Raw genomic sequence first — 24,956 nt, 5'->3', positions numbered from 1 at the left:
TCAAGGTTCGGTGTCCCTCTCAGCGTCGCTCTTTCTCGCTTCGCTTCCGGCACTTATTCAATATAGCGAACCTACTTCCTTGTGTCAACTATTTTTCCAAATTATTTTTGGACCGCTTCTCTGTCCTTTTGAAACTCCCTACTGTGCCCGGTTCTAGGCAACAATGGTTTATGCACTGTGTTGACCAAGGATAAAGCAAGCGTGAATTTTCAATCGGTAATCAGTTTATTGCATCAGTTTTGGGGCGAGCGCGGTTGTCTTATCGCCCAACCCTATGACATTGAGAAGGGTGCTGGTACTAAGAATCCCCAAACCTTTTTAAGAGCATTGGGGCCAGAACCTTGGGCTGTTGCCTATGTTGAACCATGCCGTCGCCCTACCGATGGACGGTATGGCGAGAATCCCAACCGTTTCCAACACTATTATCAATATCAAGTTCTAATCAAACCTTCACCAGATAATATCCAGGAGATTTATCTTGATTCATTAAGGGCTTTAGGCATTCGTCCAGAAGACCACGATATTCGGTTTGTAGAGGATAACTGGGAAGACGCAACAGTAGGAGCTTGGGGCACCGGGTGGGAAGTATGGTTAGATGGGATGGAAATTACTCAATTTACCTACTTCCAACAGTGTGGGGGTATAGATTGCCGTCCGGTTTCAATTGAGATTACTTATGGGTTAGAGCGGCTGACAATGTATCTCCAGCAGGTAGAGGCAATTACTAAGATTCATTGGACGGACAACATTACTTATGGTGATGTTTACCTTCAGGGAGAGATTGAGCAGTGTACATACAACTTTGAAGCGTCGAACCCTGAATTGCTACTGACACTATTTAATTTGTATGAGCAGGAAGCAACCCAATTAACTGAGCGAGGATTGGTTTTGCCTAGCTTAGATTATGTAATGAAGTGTTCGCACACGTTCAATTTGCTGGATGCTAGAGGTGTGATTTCGGTGACGGAGAGAACTCGCTATATTGCCAGGATTCGGCATTTGGCTAGGAAGGTAGCTCATTTATATGTTGAGCAAAGGGAGAAGTTGGGTTTTCCTCTGCTGAAAGATACTGTGAGTTCAACAGGAAGCCCAATATTCTAAAGGATGCGGCTATAAGAACTAAGTACGGCTTTGTGTAAAATAATAAGTTTTTAGCGTAGAGAAACGCAAAGTAAACGCATAGGCGTTTTGCCTTCCTGCAGAGTTGGTACACAGAGTTTTGCCAAATTTCATTTGCTACGGCTTCGTCTTCTGTTTATCCATGTTGCATTGAGATTTAGGCTAGGTATATCTTTAAATAATGTGGCTTTTGCTAAAGGACAGAAATACGATTAAATATTGAGTCTAGAACATTAGAGGTTGTTTGAAAAGTAGTTGACTATGATTTTAGGCACTCATTGATCCCCCCTAACCCCCCTTAAAAAGGGGGGAACCGGAGTCAAAGTCCCCCTTTTTAAGGGGAATTTAGGGGGGGCTAAACCGTTTTTTTACCGAGAAGAGGACTTTTCAAACATTCTTTTAAAGATACAAACAAAGCCCACATAGGCGGGCTTTGTTTGTATCAACTTGATGGACTATACTTCACCAGAAGCATAGAATTTTTCGCTATTGCTGATTACAGCAATTTTCAAGTAAATAGATCACGGGATAGGGGCACAAGTCGTTGCGATCCTAAGACAAATGTGGTTCAAATATATGAAAAATCCTGTAAAAAGATAAAAAGCTTACGCAGAGGCGGTCCAAGCGCAGATAATAAGAGTTCGGAATATTTTATTTTTGAATTTTATAGCCAAATTCAGCAATGGCGGTTTTTCTGTATTACGACCTTATCTATATTTAAATTTAAGTCAGCTGCAAATTCGGGTTGTCAGGTGCTTTTACGAAAATCTTATGATTCAAACCACTGGTGTAATTATTTGTCTTGGCTACATTTTTGGGTTGTTGTTTACAGCAGTTCCTTGGGGTGGTGTGTGGATTCTGGTTCTGGGAATAGTGGGAGCAATTTTTTTTAGAAGACGAACTACGCTACGGCAATTTGCTCAGAAACCAGAAAATGCTGGAAGCAAAAATAAGGCAGTGCCTAACACTTGGCAAACTACTCCTCATCCTCGAAGATGGCTAGCTGCTAGCTTAGTGGGATTATTGGCAACTTTATATTTTCAATGGCGAGTGCCGCAACCGGGTGCAAAAGATATTAGTCAGTTCGTTCCGACTGGAAATAGCAGTAATCAAGAACAACTTGTGATTGTTCGCGGCAAAGTGGCAAGTAATCCCCGTTTGACTCGTAGCCAGCGAGGACAATTTTGGCTGGAAACGACTCAAATAGATGAAGTCAAAAATGAGAAAGGTTCAGCAGGTGTGCCAAAAGGGGTTACAGGCAAATTGTATGTGACAGTGCCTATACTTCAAGCTACTGGGTTATACCCTAGTCAAGAAATTGCTGTGACTGGGATTTTGTATAAACCAAAGGTAGCTTCCAATCCTGGTGGTTTCGACTTTCAAAAGTTTCTCAAGCAAGAAGGAACATTTGCTGGTTTGATTGGACGACAAATAAATATTTTCGAGCAGGAACGTAAATGGGGATGGTGGCAAATTCGGGAGCGAATTGTACGATCGCAAGTCCGTTGGTTGGGTGTTCCTGAAGGGCCTCTTGTCAGTGCTATGGTGTTGGGAAGCAAAGCTGTTGATTTACCCTACGATATCCGTGACTTATTTGTACAAGCAGGATTAGCTCATGCTTTAGCAGCTTCTGGGTTCCAAACTTCTTTGATTTTGAGTGTAATCTTACAGTTAACGAGGCAGGCAAGAAAAGGAACGCAATTTACTCTTGGCTTTTTGGCTTTAATCATTTTTCTAAGTTTAACAGGTTTTCAACCTGCGGTTCTCAGAGCCGTAATTATGGGTTTTGCGGCATTAGTTGGTTTGCTATTAAAAAGGAAGGTAAAACAGTTCGGATCATTACTATTAGCAGCAACTCTGTTATTAGTATTTAATCCTCTATGGATTTGGGATTTAGGTTTTCAATTGAGTTTTTTAGCAACACTAGGATTAATTGTAACAGTACCCGCATTAGTCAAAGGACTAGCATGGCTACCACCTGCGATCGCTGCTTTGATTGCCGTTCCCCTAGCTGCCACTATTTGGACTCTACCTGTGCAACTTTTTGTCTTTGGAGTTGTACCATCTTATAGCTTGTTGCTGAATGTGGTTAGTACTCCATTAATTTCGATTATTAGCATAGGTGGAATCATCAGTGCCTTAGTAGGTTTAATTTGGACTCAGGCTGGAAGCTTTTTAGCTGCGGTGTTGCATTACCCAACTGATTGGCTAATTAAACTAGTGGAATTTTTTAGCAAGCTGCCGGGAAATTCTGTCGCTGTAGGTAGTATATCTACTTGGCAGCTTCTGGCGATTTATGCACTGATTATATTGGTTTGGCTAGTCCCTTGGTGGCAGAGGCGATGGTGGTTCGCTAATGTGATTGCTATTGGTTTAGTATTCATACCCCTTTGGCATTCTACAAATACTTTGTTTAGGATAACGGTATTGGAATCTGGAACAGAACCAATTGTAATTATTCAAGATCGAGGTACTGTAACTGTAATTAATAGTGGCGATGAAGGTACAGGACGCTTTACAATTTTACCGTTTTTACAACAGCAGGGTGTAAATCAAATTAATTGGGCGATCGCAACTGATTTTCAAGGCAATGAAAGTAATGCTTGGTTTGAATTAATGCAACGATTACCAATCAAAAATTTTTATGAATATTCCCCAAAAACAGATAGTTCTATTACTATTCAGGCAATTCAACAAGAACTACAAAAATCTCAAGGCATTTATCAACCTTTGGCAGTTGGTCAAGCTGTAAAAGCAGGTTCGACAGTAGCACAATTAATCAACGACCAATTACCTATCTTACAATTGCAAATTTTAGATCAAAATTGGTTATTAGTAGGAAATGTTAAATCTAAAGAGGTACAACAGCTAGTTAAAAATGGAAGTTTGCCTCGCCCACAAGTGCTGTGGTGTGCCCCTGAGTCATTGAAAGATTTAGTTATTGCTCTGCAACCACAAGTAGCGATCGCTTCTTCTGCTAACTTTGATCCGAAAACTTTATCTGAACTCAATCAAAGCAAAACTAAACTATTTTTTACAGGAAGAGATGGGGCTATTCAATGGACACCTAATGGTCAATTTGAGGCGTTTATTGAAGCAACAGAAAATAAATCATCAATTTTATAGGGCTTACGCAAAAACTGCTAAAAAGCTTAATTTATCGAACCGCCAAGAATCGTAGAGCTTGCGTAAGTCATATTTTATAAAAAACTTATAAATTAAGTGAATTCAAAGCAGCATCAATTTTTATGACAATTTACTTTTATAGCACTCGTGAAAAATATGGCTGTTTCTCCAACTTTTCATCCCACGGCTTTCAATTAGATGGATTGTATTGGTCAACTAGCGAACACTACTTTCAAGCGCAAAAGTTTGTGGGTACATCTCATCTAGAAAAAATCCGTCTAGTTAAAACACCTAAAGATGGGGCAAGAATGGGGCGTGAGAGAAGCCGTTCCCTACGTCAAGATTGGGAACAAGTTAAAGATGACATTATGCGGCAAGCTGTACTATCTAAATTTCAAACTCATACAGATATCAGGAATATCTTACTTTCCACAGGCAATGCAGAAATTGTTGAAAACTCACCTATCGATTTTTACTGGGGTTGCGGAGCCGATGGTAGTGGTAAAAATATGCTAGGAAAAATTTTAATGGAGGTGCGAGAGATCCTGCATCATACATACGGCGCAGATGTTGAGATATAGAACTGTTAAATAATATTGTTGCTATGAATTGCTTATCCAAGTGTGGTAAATCAGCTTGATGAAAGATGCATCCTGGTTTTGGGAACACTAGATTTACCACCAGACTTAACAGAAAGGGGTTCATGCCTAAAGGCGAATGGAATAATAGCTTGAAAAATACAGTTCCCCTGCAATTACCCATAAAATACCTAAATCCAGTGAAGCGTAATACAATTACCCATGAATTTGACTCTGGTTCACAAGCAGAAATACTACCTCCACAGGAAAGTGATGATCATTTATCCGAAGCATCCAACCTACTACGCCAAGGAATTCAACAACAGCAAGCTGGTGAATTAATAACGGCGATGAAGTCTTTACAACAATCCTTGGGGCTGTTTCAGGCAGTTGGTGATTTGGAGAAACAGGCACAGGTACTTTCTTTGTTAGGATTGTTGACTTACAGCGCTGGAGACTACAAAGGTGCTATTTCTTACTCTCAACAGTGTTTGTCTTTGCTCAATAACACTTCAGATTTAGCATTGCAGATGCAAGCACTTTCCCATTTAGGCAATGCATACCGTCACCTGAATGACCATAAAAAGGCTATTGAGTTTTTAGAAAAGTGTTTGAAAATAACGCAGCAACTGCAAGACAAACGCAGTCAAGTGGCAGTACTGAATAATTTGGGTTTAGTATATAAAGCTTTGAGCAACTTTACACAGGCTATTGAGTATCAGCAGCAAAGTCTAGAGATTGTACGGGAACTCAAAGATAACTGGGGCGAGGAACAAGTACTCAAGAATTTGGGTAATGCTTGGTATGCTTTGAACAATTATCCAAAAGCGATCGCCTATTATGAACAGTGCGTAGTACTATCACGCTCCTTAAAAAATGTTCGCAGTGCTTCTCAGGTGCTAAAGAATCTGGGTAATGCTTGTTATGCTTTAGGTGATTATACTAAAGCCATTAAGTATTATGAAGATCGGTTGCAATTAGCTAAAGAAATTCAAGACAAGCGTAGCGAGGAACAGTCTTTAAGTAGTTTAGGAGTTGCTTGTGAAGCTTTGGGTGACTACAACAAAGCAATTACATATTACGAAGAACGTTTGTTGTTAGCGAGGAATATCAAAGATCGTCGCAGTGAAGAACAAGCTCTTGCTAGTCTGAAAGTCGCTTGCTACGCTTTGGGTGATTATGCCAAAGCTATGCAATATCAGCAGGGAACGTCTCAAAATACTTAAAAAGCAAAAGAGGGAAACGATTCAAAATTACTCGCATAGGTCAATTTGTCCTATTGTCTTTTGTTGCTGGAGATATGCGAGAACTTCTAATGTATCTACTTGGGGAAATTGGGCGTAAAAATTACTCACACTCCAAAAAGGTTCCGGTGTTTCTAAGATAATTGTGCGATCGCCCCATTGTTTTAACCAGGGTAGCAATTTTTGTGGCGCTACTGGAGTACATAGCCAAACTGCTGCTGGAGAAAGCGTTTTAAGAGCAGTTGCCGCTACCGCTATTGTCATACCTGTAGCAATGCCATCATCAACTAAGATGAGTGTGGCATCCTCTGCATTCACCTGCGGACAAGCAGGAATTAATTGAGCCTCAAGAGACTTAGCAAGGTTTATCGCTTTATTTAAAGCTACTTCCCTTCCCCGCGCATCATGTTTAAAGCGAAATAGCTTTTGATCAGTCCAAAGAACATTTCCAAAAGTAGTGACTGCACCAATTGCTAACTCTGGGTTTTCTGGATGGCTTATCTTTTTTGCCACAACAATTGTCAACGGACAATCCAAAAGACGCGCTATTGGTGCTGCTACTGGTACACCCCCTCTTGGCAAAGCATAAACAATTGGTACAGGCTTTACCCCAGAATTAATAGTTTGCTGAGTCAAAACATCATGAATCACTCGCGCCAATAACTCACCTGCATGGGTGCGATCGGCGAAAAATGGGGTATGTGACATGGTTTCCCCCAGCATTTTAGGACGGCACTGCTTTTATCATGACTGAATTTTGTCTCAAATTAACTGATACAATAAGATTTGTATAAATAACTAAGTATTCAGTAAAAATCTATTTGTTCTGATAAATATCCAGCCAGAGGGGTATTTAACTCAGATATGATAGTTAGCGCTGATGCCAAAATCCTGATTTTCATGAGCAGCGAAACCCAACTCAGCCTCTTCGACGACTCAAGTTTTAACCAACGAGAACTAATTCCTACAGACGCAAAAATTGCGATCGCTGCGGGAACTTATCCTGACATGACGGAGTTGGCACAGCACTGCAATAGTTGCCATCGTTGTCCATTGGGAGACACTCGGACTCATGCTGTCGTCGGACGCGGTAATCTCAAAGCACCAATTATGGTTATAGGGGAAGCGCCCGGTCAAAATGAAGACGAAACCGGCTTACCATTTGTAGGCAGATCGGGCCAGTTGTTGGAGAAAATTCTGGCATCTGTAAATCTGACTACTGAGCAAGATGTATATATTGCCAATATCAATAAATGTCGTCCACCAGATAATAGAGTTCCTACTCCAACAGAAGTGGCGGCTTGTTTACCCTATTTATTAGAACAAATTCGCCTAGTTGACCCTAAAATTATTTTGTTAACAGGTGCAACTGCTGTCAAAGGCATCACTGGCGATAAGCGGGGAATTACGAAAATTCGCGGTCAGTGGCTGGAATGGGAAGGACGTTTATGTATGCCAATTTTTCATCCTTCCTACTTATTACGTAACCCTTCTAAAGAAAGAGGTGCGCCTAAATGGTTGATGTGGCAGGATATCCAGGCAGTACGTGCCAAGTTAGATGAAATTCAGAATAACAGCTAATGTCAGCAGTAAAAAGAATTGCTTCTGACATTGAAATTAAACAGGTTGTCCAATGGACAACCTTACTTATTTAATTTATCAATGAGTTACTTAGCTGTATTTTTGGTATTTTGCCATCTTTCTCGTAATCGCTTCAAATTAGGAGCATGACCACCATAACGCCAACTAACATAGGCTTGGCTAATCTCATCTATTACCTCAGCAGTTGCTGGGGCATGATGCTGGTATGAACCTCTGGCATACTCTAAAGGTGTTTGTGCTGGATGTTTGCCTAAACCTTTTTGGGTTGTCCATTGCAGCATTTGTTGATAAAGGCTTTCCATTGCTGGCAATTTTTTTAACCATCGGCGGTTGCGCCACTCTCGCCACTGACCCCAACCTAGCCAACTTAAGAAAGCCGTTGTAGTCCCCACAGTTAAGCCAGTTAATACACCAAACCAACCTTGAGAGAATAAAGCTAAAAACCAAGCGATCACTCTCATCACCCAACTTAATATTGTCCCAAATACATTATTCAACAAACCTGTCACCGGAGACGGCAACCATCCAGCAACCCAATGCCACAACTGGCGTAACACACTAAAAGTCTGAGTATCTTCAATAGATGGGGGAATCAGAGGATGATTGGGAATGGGGTCAAAGGCAAACCAACCATATCTAGGAAAATACACTTCCGTCATCACATAAGCGTCAGTATTACGGACAACATATAGCCCCGTAAATGGATTAAATTCTCCTGGACTAAACCCTGCAACTAACCGCGCTGGGATGCCAATGGAACGCAGCATCACTGTCAGAACTGTGGAAAAGTGGTCTGGATAGCCTCCTTTTTGCTTGAACAAGAAAGTTTCTACCAAGTCTTCTTTTTTACTTAAATAAGGCAGTTCTAAGGGATTTTGGGGAACAGAGTAGCGTTGCTTTAAATATTGGGCTAAGTACAGAGCCTTTTCATAAGGTGAATCCAGTCTTTTCGCAGACTTAGAGACTTTTTCTTGATTGTAGTTGGCGAGAATTTCTTCAGTACGTTGCCGGACTTTTTCGGCAATTTCGGGAGGAATTTGTAGATAATACTTTTTAATCTGTTGCGGATATTTAGTAGAAGCTTTACCTAACAGAGTGCGATCGCGGTATGGTACTTCGGAAACTACTGTATAGGTGAGTCCTTCTGATAGTTCTACAGGCGATCGCAATCCGTCTTCCTTATCAACAGCGATCATTGGTGTGGGAAAGTAAATTTCCTTGGGGTTAGCCATTGCTGGAATCAGGTTAGGCAAATCCGACACTACTGTATAAGTTTGCACTACCTCTTGGCTTTTACCAGCGATCGCAGATGGGGGAATAAAAATTTGGTAAGACCAAGGCGATCGCTTGATAGTTGTAACATCTTCGTTACGAGAAACTTCCCATCCCTTACCTGTATAACGGTCAAATCCTAATACTCGCCAAAAACCCTCAGCTTGCGATCGCACCCGCATCACTACCTTGGGTTTCATCTCACCCCGCAGGTTTTGGTTAATTTGGCTATTAAAACCGTAATAAAAGTTATTATCTATTTTCCCTGGTTGACCAGTTTGATTTTGTCCCGTACCACCGCTACCACTGCCTTGATTATTACCTTTACCTTGGCGGATATAACCGGGATTAATGATACTACGTCCTGTGAAATTACTTTTTACTTGAATAGCAGAACTTACAGGAAAATTCCGTAATTGATAGCCGGGGAATCTGGGTAAAATAGCAAAAATTGCCAGTCCCAGACCGACAATTAGCAAAAAATTTAGAATTAAAAATTTAAAATTAAGACTTGAGGGATTCTTCTGATTGAATTTTTCCTTTTGAATTTTTAATGGCTGTAAACCTAGGCGTGATCGATAATCTAATATTAAAGTTGGCAGAGCGATCGCTAAAAATAACAGCAACACAGGTGCAAATGCTAAAGTCTGACTTAGCGTTGCTGCTACACCTAATAAAATTAGTCCGATAACAATCGAATAGCCCAAATTTTTCCGACGCGGTGTGTCAAAGCTATGCAACACCTGTAGTTGAATTAATAACTCTGCCAAACCCAACCGCGTATCATTCAACTCTCCCACTAATCGCCCAAAGAAAGCACCCAGTGCTACTAACATTCCGATGGCGATACAGAATTGAACTGCAACATTGCGATCGCGGCGACGATAGTAACTCCAAATTGCACCCACTACACTCAGGGGTAACGCCCAAAGACTAAATGAAGTTTCAGCAGCGATATCCGTCGCCCCAATTCCCAAAATAACCAACGCTAGCACCAGCACCCGCAAAGAAATTGAATCTTCCACTTCTATTAAAGGCGACCCCTGCGGATTTTGCCGCCAGAAATTACCTACAGGGAGACGCCAAAACCGATTCATCCTGGATAAGTTAAACATTTGAGTCTAGTAGAAGCAATGATGTAGATGCAAAAAACACAATGCAGAGAACGTAATTACTTACCCTACTACTGTGTCAAAAAAAATAATCAGGCGTAGATATGGAGAGAAACGAGAAATGGGTGACGCGGTGAATCAAGAAATAATCAAATAATTTCTCAAAATCTCCATGTCCCCATATCCTTGTATCTCTGTGTCTTTGTAATAACTGCTTCTCGTAGACACCCCAATGACCGCTTGTTGAAAAATAGGATAAACTTCAAAACCAGGAAAATCCTCTTAATATATATCGGCGTTGATTGACATAATGTGCTAGCGGTGGCAATTTAAACTAAATCGTGGGATTAATGACAAACAACAATGGCTGTTCGTCTATTTCGGGAAACTCAACTTCCAGGGTATAAGTTGGGTTAAGTTGCTCGCAGCCTAACTCTACATTTAAGTATCCCGAAGTCGAAGAAGTTGTCATTGCTAAGGTTCCACTTCCCCGCAGCGTCAAACTTCCTTTAACGGGTAACTCAGCCTGAACAAGTAACTTCGTAAGTTTACCTAGAGACTGGTACTCTACTCTGATGTTCAAAGTACCAACACTGGTTAACCATTCTCTTTCCACCACTGGACTGGTTGCTGAAAGTGGTAGAGTCAGATTTTCCAGCAGTTGTTTAGCTGCTAACAACGACAAAGCCATCTGTTGACGCGGTTGTAAATCTGAGTAATCGCTCTGAATAGCGGGCATTGTCTCCAGAGTACTTACAGATCGATAGGTGCTTCTTAGCACCAGTCCAGCGATATCGTTTAATGCTTGAGACTCGTTAGGAAAAAAGTTCTCCACCACTTGAACTAATTTTGCCCCCAACGGCACAGAAGATGTCACCAATGCCTGACACTGTTCTAGCAATTGCTGGAAAACTCTTTCCGGCAACCGAGTTGGTAAGGTCAACTTCGACTGTTGTACCATCCATCCCCAGCTAGGAACGAGTGTCATTGACGGCTCATCAACAAAATCAGGATATTCGGTTAATTGTGTTTCCCAAGGAAACAATGGTGGGTGCTCTTGGGCTTGGATTTGTAACCGATTTTTAAGGACAGCTTGGAAACGATCTTGCACAGTAGGAATTTCTCCCAATTGAAAGGTCTGGGGCGTTGCTCCTAATTTTGGCTCACTGCTTTTTGAAGCAGTGGCTTTCTTCAGGAGGTTTGTTACCCCGTCATTTTCCTCACATTCTACAGATTGCTCGTTATTTTTGACATTATCTGTCAATAACCAATCGAGACACTGGTGTTGTAAGGATTCTGAGTCACTATTCATGAGTAGATGCACCTGATCCGGAAACTAATGAGTTACGAATTTCCCAAGCTTGCTCAAGAATTTTAAACCATCGTTTTTGCAGTTGTGCCATTGACAGCCCTAAAGTTTTTGCTATTTTTTCATCAGCTTGTCCTTGTTGCTTCAACTCTAATAAAGACCGTTGCTTATTGTCCAGTTGTGCTGTGTATACTTGCCATTGCTGGGGAGTTAAGCCCAAATTGGTGTGCAGAGAAGCTTCCAGCCATTCGTGAACTAATTCCCAACGGTGCAACAGGGCAAACCGAATCAAATGATACTTAAAGCGCTGTTGCAAATAATCTCTCTGACGAGGGGTTAAACCTAAAACCGACTCAATTTCCTGTGCTGATAAATCCTGGAGGCGGAGGGAAAAATAATCAGCGCAGTCAGATTGTTGCCGTTGTTCGAGATAATTCATTAATTCTGTAACAACAACGGAGCGCAAGGTGTCTTCTTCAGGTTCGGGTTCGGCTTGCGTTGCCATTGTGGAGCGCAATTGGTGAACTGCTGGCTCTTCCCAAGAACCATCACCTTCATTATTGCTACCCTCTGAGGCTTGTTCTATATCTACGCTGGTTTCTGGGGGCTGCTGTTGGGAAAAAGTTTGTGCCCGGAGGATAATTAGCTGCTGCTGACGGCCTGGTAAAGGAATGCGTCGCTTGCCGTAGCGCTCGGTAAATGCCATATACTCGGACAATTCCAAGAGCGTTTGCGGGCGATAAGTGGCACCAAGTTGATTTTCTCGCCGGAAAGCGTTCAGCGCTTCTAGATAAAAACTCTGGAGGAAATCTTCAATTATCGTCAGCCGCCCTTGATAGCTCAATTGCCTCTGAGGTGGATTAATATATCGATAAACAATTGCACTCAGAGTACTGTGTAATTCGACCCTGCCCCGATTTGAACCCAACTGATAGTACCTGAGACACTGTTGCAGCCGATGCCGAGCTAGGGTCATCGCCGAGCTTTCTACAGTTCCAGAAGCTTGGATACGTTTGCTTTCATGACAAATCCGGTAGACTTCGGTGGTGATACGTCTTGCTACATCGTGGCAATTTTGTTCCGAAGCTTTGGTTGACTGCTGAAACTCCTTGGACAGGAGTTGAAAGATCACCTCCACGCCTGTAGAATTTTCTCCCAGAATAGTTGCAGATGGAATAGTTGCGGTTGCGGCTGAATTCATAGTCTCGGTTTTCAAAAGACCCTAAGTATTTAAATACAACCTGTAGGACTGTGGGTATTGGCTTGTTCGGTTTTACGTATAAGCTAAACGCAGACCAATCCTACTATTGAGGATGTGGCTGATTTTATTATTCCCAATTCTGATGGGATTGTTCACACTTGATAGATGTTATTGCCATTACCCAGGAGCCGTATACAAGTCATTATGGATTTAGAAGCACAAATTCAATTGCTGATTGACAATGCACCCCGAGATGGTATAACACCACATCTTGTTGCAGCAATTGCTCCTGCCCTTAGAGCGATCGCTCTAAAATTACGCTACTCCCAGTACTATATTCTCCAAAATCTGGAGTCAAGCTGGGTTGTAACTACGTTGAGCAATCGTGCTAATCCAGGATTGGAAAAGCGCGTTCTTTACGCTTTCCCTACCATACAGGATGTCTCTCTAATTTCCCCTGCTGGGCTTGACCCTCAAATGCTAGCTAAAATTACTCCTGTCACCCATATTTTGTTCCAAATGGTGGCATTAGAACCCGTAGATAGTATCGTTTTTTTGGAAACGCCGGGTAAGACCACTCATACCGTCGAAGTTCGGCGAACTGAACTAGAGAAACTCATACAGAAACAGTTACGACAGCAGCGATCGCCTAAACAGATACCCCCTGATATTGCATAGAAAAAATTTGGATGTGGAGTTTTTTAGATACAATCCCACATCCAAAATTTTAAATCTTAAATTCTTTGAAAAAAGTTTTTTAAATCAGTGAAAAAAAGAAATTTTTTCTTTCACTTACACCATGCTACTAACTCAACTCTTGGTGAAACTTAAAATTTGTTAAAAAACAGTTCTCAGTGAACATTTTTCAGTTTTAAAGTTTTAGTTTCTTAGTGAACCAAAGTTTTACACTTAAGAAGTTCCAAATAAAAAAACTCCACTTTCTACCTAGTAAATAGGTGGGTTGAATTAAATGTAAAACTGCTTTAATGTGTGTTAAGGCGTTAGCGCAATACAACATTTCAGGTTTTTGGTGCATTACGGAATCTGTAACACACCCTATACCTAAATTCCCACTTTCCACTTGATAGCCGATTTAATAGAGGCGACTCAGTGTGTACTCAGCTATGTTAATCAATGCCTGGTGAGATTCTGAGGGTGGGAGAACTGCAAGATGTTCAATTGCCAACTTAGCATGGTGAGCAGCCAAATCTCTTGCCTGCTGTATACCATGACTATCTTGAATCAGTGCTAGTGCTTGTTCTAAATCCCCTTCTTGAGCAAACTCTCGCTCAATCAGCACTTCCAAAGATGGTTTTTGGGCTAAAGCAAATAAAACGGGTGCAGTCAGATTACCACTTTTGAGATCCGACCCCACTGGTTTACCCAAGGTATCTGTTGTACTGGTGAAATCTAGAATGTCATCAACAATTTGAAATGCAATACCAAAATGACGACCGTAGCTATACAGATGCTCAACAGTTTCTCGTGACACTTCACTGAGCAATCCAGCTGCTTTAGAACTGTTGGCGATTAACGAAGCTGTTTTGTAATAACTCTTCTGGAGGTAAGTTTCAATAGAGATACTAGCATCAAAACGATTCAGTCCCTGCTGAATCTCCCCAGTAGCCAAATCCATAATGACTTCTGAGAGCAGTTTCACCACCTCCAAATTGTCCAAGTTTGCTAAATACCAGGATGATTGGGCAAAGAGAAAATCTCCTGCTAAGATGGCAATGCGGTTCCCGAACAAACTATGAACGGTAGGGACGCCTCGCCGCACGTCTGATTCATCTACCACATCGTCATGTACCAAACTTGCTGTGTGAATCATTTCTGTAATCTCAGCTAGGCGGCGATGACGCAGTGTAATATCTTGTTCTAACATTGTTGCCCGCGATATTAGCAGGACAATTGCTGGTCTGATACGCTTTCCCCCAGCTCCGAATAAATGTTCGGCTGCTGCAAACAGAATGGGGTGGCGGTTTCCAACTAGCTGTTTTAGGTTATCTGCTAGTAGTCGCAGGTCTGCTTCCACAGGGGTAAACAGGGAGGTGGCTGGGGTCATGGATGGGCGGACTCTGACTTAGGTTACGAAAGTTTACATATCCTATACTCATTTTAAGATAACCCTGTGCCAGCGCAAAGTTTTCATCAGGTAATCCCACATTTATGAGTCTATGGGTGATAATTAGGGTTGTTAATAGATTTGTAAATAAGTAATTATACTTTATTTTTGATAATTCAGGTTTTAAAATAACTTAAAACGGGAATTATCAGTATGAAAAAATAAATATCAGCCTGAATTATGTTAAGTAGTTTCCTCTCTGATGTTTAAGCTACAGTTAAAAACATAATTTAAACAATATTACTTATTGACAAAAAGGAGGTAAATTTAATTTGTCGCCAATAAGTAAGACTAAATTTCTCCCGGACTGAAGTCTAGCTCTTCAAAAAATTTGAAATTTAGCAGCCGATTGAGCTTCAAATTCAAGGTCATTGTGTTACGCTAAAATATAGGAATTTTAAATTTTTCAGATATTCACACCCAAAAGTAAATCAGCTACTAGTTGATTTTACTTACTTGGTATTGTGAGTCTAAAATAAATATTCGTCGGTTAGATTAAGGTAATAGTTCCTTTAATTTTTCCTACGATACGCAAAACTCCTGGTTTGGAGCTGTGTCATATCCCTATGGGAAGTCGCTACACGTCTTAAGCGCACGTTGAGCGCAAACATTGCTCTTTTTACAGAAGTTTGAGCAAAAATAAAGCAGATCAAGTAGACCGCTGAGAATCGTAGTTTTCGATTGCTAAACGGCAACCTAACTGCTGTGCGATCTATGGTCTGCAAGAAGTTGTATTAGACAATAAATTCTTTGTCCGTAGAGGATTTTATCTCTATAGGCAATTTTACCATCATGAAACTACAGCCATCAAGAATGTACTTGTGTGGCTGAGGTTCTACTAATTTTATGTAATTTTATATTCGTTTTAAAAGGGTGCTAGTAGAACAATGATTTACGGAAGTATGCCTATGATGATTTTTATTTTAGCCTCTGGATATTTGTTCACGGTCTACCTGTTATTAGCACTGGCGAAGCGAACGGGTACAAAGACTGTGCCTACAAGTTTCCCTTCATCTGCTGAAGGAAAACATAAGCAGGAGATATCAGTTAATAGTCAATAGTCATTTGTCATTTGTCCTTCGTCCTTGGTCAATTGTTTTGATTCAAGGACTAAGGACTTATTAGTTTTATTGGAGTTGGGAAATAGCGATATCAGTGAAGGAAACCTCTTCAACCATTGGGGTATAGCCTAACCACTGCACTCCTGACTGGGAAAACTGTTTCGGACAACCGCTGACAGCGAAGCGCGTTGGTAATGGTAGGTGAGTATTTCTTAAACCTAGTAAGTCTAGCTCTTGGGCACAAGCTGCCACAACATGAACAGCCGGATCAACCAACTGGACTTGAGAAGGAAGGAGCGATCGCAGTACTGGTGTAAGGTGGGGATAATGAGTACAGCCGTGGACTAGGGTGTCAATTTCCTGCTCTAATAAAGGTTCTAAGTAGGCTCTTGCTACTTCAGCAGTGTAAGGGTCATGAATGCGGTTTTGCTCAATGAGTGGCACAAACTCTGGGCATCCAACTTGCCAGACTTGGACATCAGGAGCAATTTCGAGTATAGCGTGCTTATAAGCATTACTCTTAGCTGTAGCTGGAGTAGCAATTACACCAATGCGTTTTCCTTGCTGCACAGCAGCTTTCGCACCCGGTAGGATTACTCCCAAAATAGGTATGCTAAATTCTTGACGCACGGTTTCTAGGGCTAAAGCAGAACTGGTGTTGCAAGCCATAATCACCATTTTTACCCGCTGCTGTTGTAGCCAGGTAATAATTTCACGCGTAAATCGTAAAATTTCTGCTTGTGAACGAATTCCGTAAGGAAGTCGGGCTGTATCCCCAAAGTAAACAATTGACTCATTGGGGAGTTGCCGATATAGTTGTCGCAATACCGTCAGTCCACCCACACCACTATCAAAGATGCCAATTGGGGCACGTTGGGGTTCTTGATCAGAAAAATCGTCAAGATTCCCTTCAAAAATGGAAGATGAATACACAGGCAGATATAAATTTAGGTTTTGGGATTTAAAATACAGAATTTAGCAGACAATCTTCAAATTGACCACTAGATTCTACGCGTAAAAGAAGTTTAAATACTACCTCTTTAATTAGTAACTTGTACTATATTACCTCTGCTGTAAGTATTTTAGGATGCCACGAGCGATCGCTTCTGCCATCCGATTTTGATATTCTGGTGTCCCCAATCTGGGATTATCCTCATAACCACTCATATAGCCTATTTCTATCAAAATTGAAGGCATAGAGCTTTTTCTGAGAACGTAGAATCTGGCTTTGCGGGTTCCCCGGTCTTTGATAGTACCGATTTCCTGAAGGATGGTTTTACGAACTACTTCAGCCAGAGCATAACCGCTGTCGTAATAATATACTTCTAACCCATTGACATCAGGGCGATTATCAACCGAATTAGCGTGAATGCTGACAAACAAAGTCGCATTAACTCGCTTGGCAATGTCTACCCGTCCCTGAAGTTCGACGAAAAAGTCGGCATCCCGCGTTAGCACTGCTTGAACACCATTTTGCTCTAAAATTGCTCCTACCCTTTTACCAATGGGCAGAATTACATCCTTTTCTAAAAGTCCACCTAGACCAGGAGCGCCTGAGTCTTTTCCACCATGTCCTGGGTCAATAACTACTAGCAATTTCCCTTTAGGAGCCGAGGGACGTGGCCGTGGCTGGGAAATTGGACGGGGATTATCTGTGGAATTCGGTAATTGAGCTTGGTCTGGCGATGGCAGGGAAGGTAAAGCAACGGGCGGTGTAATGCTGCTACCAGTACGTTGTAATTGTAAAGCTAAAAGCTGATCGCCAACTTGGTTGAGTTCGCCAATTTGCACTCCGGCTGCTGGTTGAACTAAGACGTTGATAGTATTGGATTCTTGTGGTTGCAGGCGAACTCGCAAAATAGGGCTATTAGGATTAAAAGTAGGGCCTGTGACTTTGGGAGCTAACTTAGCATTGTTAATAGAAATGCGGTACAGACCAGAAGTTCTATCCCAGCCTCCAATAGCAGATAAAGTTTGGTCGGCTCGAATCAACAGTTGTGTACCATTATTAGCCAGTTCCACAGACTGAATGGTTGCAGTTGAGGTGTTAGCAGATGGTATAGGGCGTGGACTGTTATTTCCAGGCAACTGTACAACGCCACGACTAGGTATAATCACGAAACCACCAACACTGCTAGTAGTTGCTCGCCAATTTGGACTATTTTCATCTACCTGTAAAGTCAGGCGAACAACAGATGGGCTGGTTTGCAGTTGGGTAAACTGTATACGGCTGACACCATAGCGATTAATCGGCAAATCTCGCTGCTCTAGAGTTGATGATAAAGTTGCGCCAGCAATGTCGATGTTAATTGCTTTTTGATTGTTGCTACGATTTACCTGAATCTGAGGATTACCACCATTTGTACGGACAAAAAAACCATCACCTGTGACTTGTAAGCTCTCAATTTGAATAGCCCTGGCGATAACCGTTCCGTTGTTCGGTAGATTCACAGAACCTGCCGTTACTACATTGTAAATATTCCTAGGGGGGAATGTTGGCGTAGATGTTCTCGGAGAAGTTTGTGTGGCTATAACTTCTCCTGGCTGCCCCTCAGTATTTTTTGAGGATACATTTTCAGGTTCTGGCGTAGGTAGTTGTACTGTCCAGCGATCGCCAGTCGTACTGATAAACTGTACTTGTTTGGGGTCTAAAGTATAACCAGGAGTAATTTCAACTACTATGCGTGTTGTTTCTACATCAAACTGCCCAATACGGATTGAACGAATTGCACCACCCACCTGTTGATTTAGCTGCGGACGGCCAAATGTGGTTCCTGGCAAATCAATTACCAAACGAGTGGGGTTAAAAATTAATTGTGCTTGGGGTTGAACATTTCCAAGAGTATTAAATTCTAGCCTGTTCTGATTAGCATCAAAACGCCAAAATTCTAGTTTCGCGGCCATTGCGGGCGACGATAGCATGAAGATGGTTCCAATAGTACTGGATAGTAACCAGCGTAATTTCACAGTCTTTTCTCCTAATTCACATTTATGGGAGCCGTCAACATATCAACATATTGGCAAATCCTCACACCGTCACCACGCACACTTGAGTTTTGCGCTGTTATTAAGACACAGCTAATGGCGTAAAATATAGCACGCTCCTCTGATTGTGCCATGTTATTAGCCTAGATAAATTTGACTGCCAATTTTAGATTTTAGATTGCCGATAGCGCAGCTTTAGCGAGTTATCGAGCATTTTTTAGAGTGCCAATTTTAGGTTATGCCAGACTAAACATCGCGTTACACTAAATCCAAAATCTGTTGACTTGCAAAGCATCAGATGACAATAACAAAGAAGCTACTTCTATTCCGCCGCAAGAATACTTAAATTGTTCTACTACTAAAAAGGATAAAAATGGTAAAGATTAGATGTATTTACTCAATAATTTAGACCAAATTACTTATCTTCTCTTTAGATACTGAAGGATGCCACGAGCGATCGCATCTCCCATTTGATTTTGATAAGCTGAGGTTCTGAGTTTAGCGTTATCATCTCGACCAGTCAAATAACCTGTTTCTACGAGAATAGAAGGCATGGAACTTTTTCTGAGGACAAAAAATCTGGCTCGCCGCACTCCCCTATCTCTGACATTTACATTTTGAAGAATACTGTTATGGACAGTGCGAGCTAGACCCAAACCACTGCCGTAATAATACGTTTCTAAGCCACTAACATCCGAACGACCTGGCCCAACTGCATTAGCATGAATGCTAACAAAGACATCAGCATTCGCTCGTTCTGCTAATTGCACCCTTCCCGGAAGGGTAACGAAATAGTCCGAATCTCGCGTCATAACTACTTGTACGCCATTTTGCTGCAAAACCTGAGCTATTCTTTTGCCAATAGACAAAATAATATCCTTTTCGCGTAATCCCCCAAGACCTATTGCTCCAGGGTCTTTACCGCCATGTCCAGGGTCAATGAGGACTACCACTCGTCCATTGGTAATCGGGCGTTGTGGTTGTATTGAGGGCTGGGGATTGGGATTATTTGGGTCTGGGAATGGCCCTCGGTTTGGCGGTGGTAGCCCAGGTAAAGCAAAGGGAGTCCTTCCAGGGAGTGCAATAATTCGCCGAGAGCCTAGTATTGGTAGAGCCAAAAGCTGGTCGCCGATTTGCCTGGGTTGCCCAAGTTGTACTCCGCCTGCTGGTTGAATTAAGACAACGACAGTATTAGGTTGTTGGGGTTGCAGACGTACTCGGAGAATGGGGCTATTGGCAGCAAAAGTAGGCCCTGTAACTCTGGGAGCTAACTTGGCATTGGTAATTGTGACGCGAAAGATACCAGAGGATCTATCCCAACTTCCCGTAGCAGATAAAGGTTGGTTGCCTCTAATTAGTAGTTGTGTGCCATTATCAGCCACTTGCACAGATTCAATTGTTGCTGGCGAGTTGTTGGCAGGTGGTCTACTAGGAAAGGACGGTGGTTGTGATTGATTGTCCGATAGGTTGTTTAAATTATTACTCTCAGGCAACGTGACAACACGACTAGGTAAAATTACTAAACCACCACTGTTACTATTAGTTGCTCGCCAGTCTGGGCTATTTTTATCTACCCGTAAAGTCAAGCGAACACCAGGAGGTTGGGTTTGCAATGAGGTGAGTTCGACGCGGCTAATACCATGTTTGTTAACGGGTATATTACTCTGCTGCGCCAGACGTGGTGATAAAGATGCGCCAGAGATATCTACAAAAATGGTAGCGCGATCGCGGCTGCGAATTACCTGAATTGGAGGATTACCACCACTGGTACGAATAAACAAGCCATCGCCTGTTACTTGTAAGTTCTCAATTTGAGTCGCCCCTCGTGTAGTAGTGGCGACCCTTGAAATATTGGGTTGAGGTTCAGAGTCTGGGGTAACTACACTGTAAGCACTTCTGGGAGGGGATGCTGCTTTGTCAATTTCGGGTCTAGGTAATTGCACAGTCCAGCGATCGCCAGTTGTACCAACAAATTGTACTCGTTTGGGGTCTAAAGTATAACCAGGGGTCAGTTCGACAACTATCCGTGTTGTTTCTACATCAAACTGCCCAACACGGATCGAGCGAATTCCACCACCGATCTGTTGTGTTAGCTGTGGACGACCAAATGTAGTTCCTGGCAGATCAATTACTAGCCGAGTCGGATTGAAAATTAGTTGTGCCTGCGGTTGAACTGCACCCACAGTATTAATTTCCAGCCTGTTTTGATTGGCATCAAAGCGCCAAGATTCAAGTCTCGCAGCCATTGCCGGCGACGATAGCATGAAAATAGTTCCAATAGTGCTGGGTAGTAACCAGTGTAATTTCACAGTCTTTTCTCCTAATTTACGTTCATGGGAGCCATCAATATCTCAACTCATTGGTAAATCATCACACTGTCACCACCGAAACTTGACCTTGGATGCCTTTTTTGATTTTTAAGATGCTATTAAGACACACTTAAAATTCAGTTATCAGGTTTCATATTCAGTGTAAATCCCCATGCGAAACCGAAACCTTCCACCTGTAAAGGTGGGGGATTTTGACTCCCAATAAAGCTAAAAAACTGATAATTGATAGCTGTTTACTGATAAGTGTTTGTTTTTTGCTGCCATTGATGCACTAAATAAATAATTCCCATTACTGTCAGATGATCTAGCAAAATTTATGGGTGTTACTCCCCAATTGTCTAGAAAATATTTAGATAAAAGCTTACAAGCCAAGGGCGAGTAGAAATAACTAACATTTTGAATGCTGGTAAAAATTAGAAACAAACGATTATTTTACAATCACACGGGACGGAGATTTGGCGAGAGAAGTTTCCACTGCATAATTGGGAGATGGGTGAGAGGGGGAGCAGGAGAATTATATTGAACAAGTTTCTTCCTTATCTCTTCCCAATGCCCCATTCCCAATTCCCTATTTCCAAAGATTAACGATCGCTAGATTCTGGGGTTACTTCCAAATTATCCCTGTCATTTGATGCTGGCACCCTTGACTGAGGTGGTTCAATTACCAGTGCCCCAGAGGAACCATCTAAAATTAGTTGCTCTGAGCTTCCGTCCAGAGTTTTTGGATCTGGAAACACAAATCGTAACAAAGGAGGAGCTAAAAAGGTTGTCAAAATAACCATCATGATAATTGCTGCCCCTAATGGTTTCGAGAGAGCGCCACTGGCAGCGCCAACACCAGCGAACACTAACCCAACCTCGCCTCTAGGAATCATCCCGACACCGATCGCTAAACGGTTAATTCCCGGTTGACCAAACACGCTTAAACCTGTGATCACTTTACCAAGAATGGCTACTATGATCAGGAAAGTTGCCATAATTAGACCTTCCCGATTGTCGGGAATTGCTGGGTTTAAAACTCCCAAATCGGTTTTTGCCCCAACAGTCACAAAGAAAATTGGCACTAACATATCAGCAATAGGACAGACTTGTCTTTGCAGCTCTTTGCGCTTATCTGTCTCTTCTAAGACTAAACCAGCTGCAAAAGCTCCTAAAATTGTTTCTAAGTGGATGACGGCGGCAAGGTATGCCATAGCAAAAGCGAAGATGAATGCTGGTATCACCAATCCACCGCGTGTTTTGAGTTGAACAGCGATCGCCACAAAGGATTTATTGAAAACATTGCCTAGTAGGATTGCTCCCAAAATAAAACCGGTGGCGCTGATAATCAAATAAATGACTTTGCTGACATCCACCACACCGTCTTTAGCTAGGCTAGCTACTACCGCTAAAACGATGATTCCCAGTACGTCATCAATTACGGCAGCACCTAAAATAATCTGCCCTTCTTTAGAGTTGAGTCGCCCCAACTCGGACAGCACCTTGGAAGTAATACCGATACTAGTGGCAGTCAAAGCTGCCCCTGCAAAAATTGCAGGCACAGCCCCAATCCCAAACAAAGTCATCAGTCCCACAGTACCAGCGGCAAAGGGTACCACTACTCCAACTATTGCGACGACGGTGGCTTGAATACCAACTGCCATTAAATCTTTTAAATTTGATTCCAAGCCGATTTCAAACAGCAGAATGATCACACCCAATTCTGCCAAAACGGAAACGACCTCGGACTGCGCTGCAAACACGGCTGGAGTGGCTTCAGGCGTTAAACCAGCAGTTATTTGAAGGAAGGACATGATCAAAGAGTTAGAACTGTCTGTACTGCCTTCTGGAAACACCAAAAGGTGGAAAACAGAGATACCAACTACTACACCACCTACAAGTTCACCTAAGACAGGCGGCAAACCCACTAGGTTTGATAACTCTCCACCAACTTTGCTGGCAAGATAAACTACTACTAAGCTCAGTAGCACTGCTGCTACTACCATTGAACTGTCTGCGGCTTCTGTTGCGGTAGCCAGCAGAGGAAAAGAGAAGTTGATTGAATCTAACAAATGCATAGGTTCTCTGAAAATCCTTCTCTTTGATTCTGACGCGTTTCTGAAAAACATCCTATGGAGACGCTATTAGCAGTTCTTCACTATTATCTTGTGCTATTTGTCAACCCAGTCAGTGTAATTTTTTTAGTTTCCAAAAATGTAACCATTTCAGCTTTTGACGATCGCAGTGTCAAAGTAAGAACATACAAATCGTATCTAGCGATCGCACTTGAGTTGTGAAAAACTTGTGGTGGCTGTTGATTTTCAACAGCCACCACAAGATTGCTACATACGTTTATTCAAAACATCTGTGGATACTTTGAGGAGTGAAAATATTATGACTAGAGCCGCTTTACCCGGTTCTCAATTTCCATCTGGAAATTTGTGGAAAATACTGCCTTTAGCAATCCTTTTATGTGCAACTTTCATACTACCTGCATTCGCACAAGAAAAGGATAGATTATGGCGAACCCTTAGTGTCAGTGGTCGTGGAGTGGAAACAATTCCTACAACCCTGGCCCAAGTAAGTTTAGGAGTAGAAATTCAAGGGAAAACAGCACAGGAAGTACAGCAAGAAGCTGCCCGGAGGTCATCTGCTGTAGTTGCGTTTCTCAAGAGCAAAAATGTTGAAAAATTACAAACTACTGGTATCCGGCTCAACCCAGTTTACAGCTACACCAATAATGTGCAACGGATTACAGGCTATGCTGCCAATAACACTGTAAGTTTTAGTATTCCTACCGAGCAAGCTGGGGCATTATTGGATGATGCAGTGAAAGCGGGTGCAACACAAATTAACGGCATTAGTTTTGTTGCTAATGATGAAGCGATCGCAGTTGCTCAAAAGCAAGCATTAAAAGAAGCTACCCAAGATGCCCAGCAGCAAGCTAATGCTGTTTTCAGTGCCTTGGGTTTTAAACCCAAAGAAGTAGTAAGCATTCAAGTTAATAATGCCACTGCGCCTCCACCACCTATGTTTTTACGTGCTGAAGCTGCAAAATTAGCTGATAATTCCACCCCTGTAATTGGTGGGGAACAGCAAGTAGAAGCATCAGTGACGCTGCAAATTAGTTATTAGTTATTAGTTATTAGTCCTTTGTCTTACGACAAAGGACTAATAAGCAATGCCCAATTAAAAATGTTCTGAAGACATATCACCTGCACTGCCCTCTCCATCTCGCTTAGAGCCTAGTAAATCTAGTTGATCTACTCTAATGATTGGTGTAGAACGATTTGCTCCTGTTTGGCGATCGCTCCATGTGTCAAACTTCAAGGAACCTTTTATGCCGATTAAACTCCCCTTACGGACATAATTACCTGCTACCTCAGCCGTCTTATCCCATAATTCCAACGTGAACCAGTCAGGTTCATCGCTGTTGCGCGATCGCCTTTTGACCGCAAGTGTCAATCTACACTTAACACTACCAGACTCAAAATACTTTATATCAGGGTCGCTGCCTACACGGCCAACAAGGGTGACAATATTAATACTCATCTACGTTACCTTTCAGTACAAATGTACTTAGCAATTCCGACTTTCATCATAGCGAATTGTGAAACACTTGAAAATAATGTGTTAAACAGTTAACAATATAATTGACTTGAAAATTTATACACACTATTTGGAGAAACACATAAAACTATACGGATATACTAAGTTAACCAGAGAATATTAAAAAGTACGGGGCTTGAGACATACTAAATATTCCTGGGAATCATATAAAAATATAATCTAGTTTACTCAACTCAGGATACAAACATAATCGAATCAAGCACGATTAACTCTTACCGTTGTAGTCAAGAAGTAGCGCACATAGGGGGCTTACAGACGCGTGGGTATTTTTAGGAACTTTCGC

General features: G+C 41.9%; 19 protein-coding genes. 8 read left to right on the top strand and 11 right to left on the bottom strand.

What is annotated here, in order from left to right:
• Window positions 1-201: 201 nt before the first annotated feature.
• The 4 genes from glyQ (at window position 202) to H6G97_RS19050 (ending at window position 6,049) form a co-directional block, all read left to right on the top strand.
• Window positions 202-1,101: a glycine--tRNA ligase subunit alpha gene (gene glyQ / locus H6G97_RS19065; protein WP_190942281.1), complete on the top strand. Its 900-nt coding sequence runs from the start codon at window positions 202-204 to the stop codon at window positions 1,099-1,101.
• A 789-nt stretch (window positions 1,102-1,890) separates the two neighbouring features.
• Window positions 1,891-4,245, top strand: a complete 2,355-nt coding sequence (locus H6G97_RS19060; RefSeq protein ID WP_190942280.1) for a ComEC/Rec2 family competence protein — start codon at window positions 1,891-1,893, stop codon at window positions 4,243-4,245.
• 122 nt (window positions 4,246-4,367) lie between these two features.
• A complete protein-coding gene (locus H6G97_RS19055; protein WP_190942279.1) occupies window positions 4,368-4,826 on the top strand; it encodes an NADAR family protein in 459 nt (152 codons plus the stop codon).
• 122 nt (window positions 4,827-4,948) lie between these two features.
• On the top strand, window positions 4,949-6,049 hold the full coding sequence (locus H6G97_RS19050; RefSeq protein ID WP_190942278.1) for a tetratricopeptide repeat protein: 1,101 nt from the start codon (window positions 4,949-4,951) through the stop codon (window positions 6,047-6,049).
• A 27-nt stretch (window positions 6,050-6,076) separates the two neighbouring features.
• Here the strand turns inward: H6G97_RS19050 and H6G97_RS19045 are convergent, their stop codons facing one another.
• Complete coding sequence (locus H6G97_RS19045; RefSeq protein ID WP_190942277.1) at window positions 6,077-6,775, bottom strand: phosphoribosyltransferase; 699 nt, start codon at window positions 6,773-6,775, stop codon at window positions 6,077-6,079.
• 192 nt (window positions 6,776-6,967) lie between these two features.
• On the opposite strand from H6G97_RS19045, the gene H6G97_RS19040 reads away from it, so the two are divergent.
• A complete protein-coding gene (locus H6G97_RS19040; RefSeq protein WP_190942286.1) occupies window positions 6,968-7,648 on the top strand; it encodes a uracil-DNA glycosylase in 681 nt (226 codons plus the stop codon).
• An 86-nt stretch (window positions 7,649-7,734) separates the two neighbouring features.
• On the opposite strand, the gene H6G97_RS19035 is transcribed toward H6G97_RS19040, so the two are convergent.
• The 3 genes from H6G97_RS19035 to hetZ all read right to left on the bottom strand — a co-directional run bounded on the left by H6G97_RS19035 (window position 7,735) and on the right by hetZ (window position 12,563).
• Window positions 7,735-10,038 carry a transglutaminase TgpA family protein gene (locus H6G97_RS19035; protein ID WP_190942285.1) on the bottom strand — a complete coding sequence of 768 codons (2,304 nt, stop codon included), beginning with the start codon at window positions 10,036-10,038 and terminating at the stop codon, window positions 7,735-7,737.
• A gap of 349 nt (window positions 10,039-10,387) precedes the next feature.
• Complete coding sequence (locus H6G97_RS19030; RefSeq protein ID WP_190942276.1) at window positions 10,388-11,365, bottom strand: PatU; 978 nt, start codon at window positions 11,363-11,365, stop codon at window positions 10,388-10,390.
• Window positions 11,358-12,563, bottom strand: a complete 1,206-nt coding sequence (hetZ, locus tag H6G97_RS19025) for a heterocyst differentiation protein HetZ (protein WP_190942275.1) — start codon at window positions 12,561-12,563, stop codon at window positions 11,358-11,360. The genes H6G97_RS19030 and hetZ overlap by 8 nt, the downstream gene beginning before the upstream one ends.
• 204 nt (window positions 12,564-12,767) lie before the next feature.
• On the opposite strand from hetZ, the gene H6G97_RS19020 reads away from it, so the two are divergent.
• Window positions 12,768-13,241 (top strand): hypothetical protein, encoded by a 474-nt coding sequence (locus H6G97_RS19020; protein WP_190942274.1) that lies wholly within the window; start codon window positions 12,768-12,770, stop codon window positions 13,239-13,241.
• A 415-nt stretch (window positions 13,242-13,656) separates the two neighbouring features.
• Here the strand turns inward: H6G97_RS19020 and sds are convergent, their stop codons facing one another.
• Window positions 13,657-14,628, bottom strand: coding sequence for a solanesyl diphosphate synthase (gene sds / locus H6G97_RS19015; protein WP_190942273.1), 972 nt, complete (start codon window positions 14,626-14,628; stop codon window positions 13,657-13,659).
• Between the two features lie 968 nt (window positions 14,629-15,596).
• Here sds and H6G97_RS19010 point away from each other — a divergent pair.
• Complete coding sequence (locus tag H6G97_RS19010) at window positions 15,597-15,749, top strand: hypothetical protein (RefSeq protein WP_190942287.1); 153 nt, start codon at window positions 15,597-15,599, stop codon at window positions 15,747-15,749.
• Between the two features lie 66 nt (window positions 15,750-15,815).
• Here the strand turns inward: H6G97_RS19010 and murI are convergent, their stop codons facing one another.
• The 5 genes from murI to H6G97_RS18985 all read right to left on the bottom strand — a co-directional run bounded on the left by murI (window position 15,816) and on the right by H6G97_RS18985 (window position 23,375).
• Entirely contained in the window at window positions 15,816-16,682 is an 867-nt protein-coding gene (gene murI, locus H6G97_RS19005) for a glutamate racemase (protein ID WP_190942272.1), read from the bottom strand.
• A 129-nt stretch (window positions 16,683-16,811) separates the two neighbouring features.
• The gene (locus tag H6G97_RS19000) at window positions 16,812-18,716 is read right to left on the bottom strand and encodes an N-acetylmuramoyl-L-alanine amidase (protein ID WP_190942271.1); all 1,905 of its coding nucleotides are present in this window, start codon (window positions 18,714-18,716) and stop codon (window positions 16,812-16,814) included.
• 437 nt (window positions 18,717-19,153) lie between these two features.
• On the bottom strand, window positions 19,154-21,043 hold the full coding sequence (locus H6G97_RS18995; protein ID WP_190942270.1) for an N-acetylmuramoyl-L-alanine amidase: 1,890 nt from the start codon (window positions 21,041-21,043) through the stop codon (window positions 19,154-19,156).
• A gap of 602 nt (window positions 21,044-21,645) precedes the next feature.
• On the bottom strand, window positions 21,646-23,121 hold the full coding sequence (locus H6G97_RS18990) for a cation:proton antiporter (protein ID WP_190942269.1): 1,476 nt from the start codon (window positions 23,119-23,121) through the stop codon (window positions 21,646-21,648).
• A gap of 83 nt (window positions 23,122-23,204) precedes the next feature.
• On the bottom strand, window positions 23,205-23,375 hold the full coding sequence (locus tag H6G97_RS18985; protein WP_190942268.1) for a hypothetical protein: 171 nt from the start codon (window positions 23,373-23,375) through the stop codon (window positions 23,205-23,207).
• A gap of 62 nt (window positions 23,376-23,437) precedes the next feature.
• On the opposite strand from H6G97_RS18985, the gene H6G97_RS18980 reads away from it, so the two are divergent.
• Complete coding sequence (locus tag H6G97_RS18980; RefSeq protein WP_190942267.1) at window positions 23,438-24,178, top strand: SIMPL domain-containing protein; 741 nt, start codon at window positions 23,438-23,440, stop codon at window positions 24,176-24,178.
• A 54-nt stretch (window positions 24,179-24,232) separates the two neighbouring features.
• On the opposite strand, the gene H6G97_RS18975 is transcribed toward H6G97_RS18980, so the two are convergent.
• Complete coding sequence (locus H6G97_RS18975) at window positions 24,233-24,595, bottom strand: single-stranded DNA-binding protein (RefSeq protein WP_190942266.1); 363 nt, start codon at window positions 24,593-24,595, stop codon at window positions 24,233-24,235.
• Window positions 24,596-24,956: the final 361 nt, after the last annotated feature.

It is taken from the genome of Nostoc flagelliforme FACHB-838, assembly GCF_014698065.1.
Classification (GTDB): domain Bacteria; phylum Cyanobacteriota; class Cyanobacteriia; order Cyanobacteriales; family Nostocaceae; genus Nostoc; species Nostoc flagelliforme_B.
Note: the sequence above shows the minus strand (reverse complement) of the source record. Positions and strands in the feature narration are given on the sequence as shown.

Coding starts and splice junctions, on each gene's coding strand:
- H6G97_RS19060 (WP_190942280.1), top strand. CDS start 1,891: ATGATTCAAACCACTGGTGTAATTATTTGTCTTGGCTACATTTTTGGG.
- H6G97_RS19055 (WP_190942279.1), top strand. CDS start 4,368: ATGACAATTTACTTTTATAGCACTCGTGAAAAATATGGCTGTTTCTCC.
- H6G97_RS19050 (WP_190942278.1), top strand. CDS start 4,949: ATGCCTAAAGGCGAATGGAATAATAGCTTGAAAAATACAGTTCCCCTG.
- H6G97_RS19045 (WP_190942277.1), bottom strand. CDS start 6,775: ATGTCACATACCCCATTTTTCGCCGATCGCACCCATGCAGGTGAGTTA.
- H6G97_RS19040 (WP_190942286.1), top strand. CDS start 6,968: ATGAGCAGCGAAACCCAACTCAGCCTCTTCGACGACTCAAGTTTTAAC.
- H6G97_RS19035 (WP_190942285.1), bottom strand. CDS start 10,038: ATGAATCGGTTTTGGCGTCTCCCTGTAGGTAATTTCTGGCGGCAAAAT.
- H6G97_RS19030 (WP_190942276.1), bottom strand. CDS start 11,365: ATGAATAGTGACTCAGAATCCTTACAACACCAGTGTCTCGATTGGTTA.
- hetZ (WP_190942275.1), bottom strand. CDS start 12,563: ATGAATTCAGCCGCAACCGCAACTATTCCATCTGCAACTATTCTGGGA.
- H6G97_RS19020 (WP_190942274.1), top strand. CDS start 12,768: ATGGATTTAGAAGCACAAATTCAATTGCTGATTGACAATGCACCCCGA.
- sds (WP_190942273.1), bottom strand. CDS start 14,628: ATGACCCCAGCCACCTCCCTGTTTACCCCTGTGGAAGCAGACCTGCGA.
- H6G97_RS19010 (WP_190942287.1), top strand. CDS start 15,597: ATGATGATTTTTATTTTAGCCTCTGGATATTTGTTCACGGTCTACCTG.
- H6G97_RS18990 (WP_190942269.1), bottom strand. CDS start 23,121: ATGCATTTGTTAGATTCAATCAACTTCTCTTTTCCTCTGCTGGCTACC.
- H6G97_RS18980 (WP_190942267.1), top strand. CDS start 23,438: ATGACTAGAGCCGCTTTACCCGGTTCTCAATTTCCATCTGGAAATTTG.
- H6G97_RS18975 (WP_190942266.1), bottom strand. CDS start 24,595: ATGAGTATTAATATTGTCACCCTTGTTGGCCGTGTAGGCAGCGACCCT.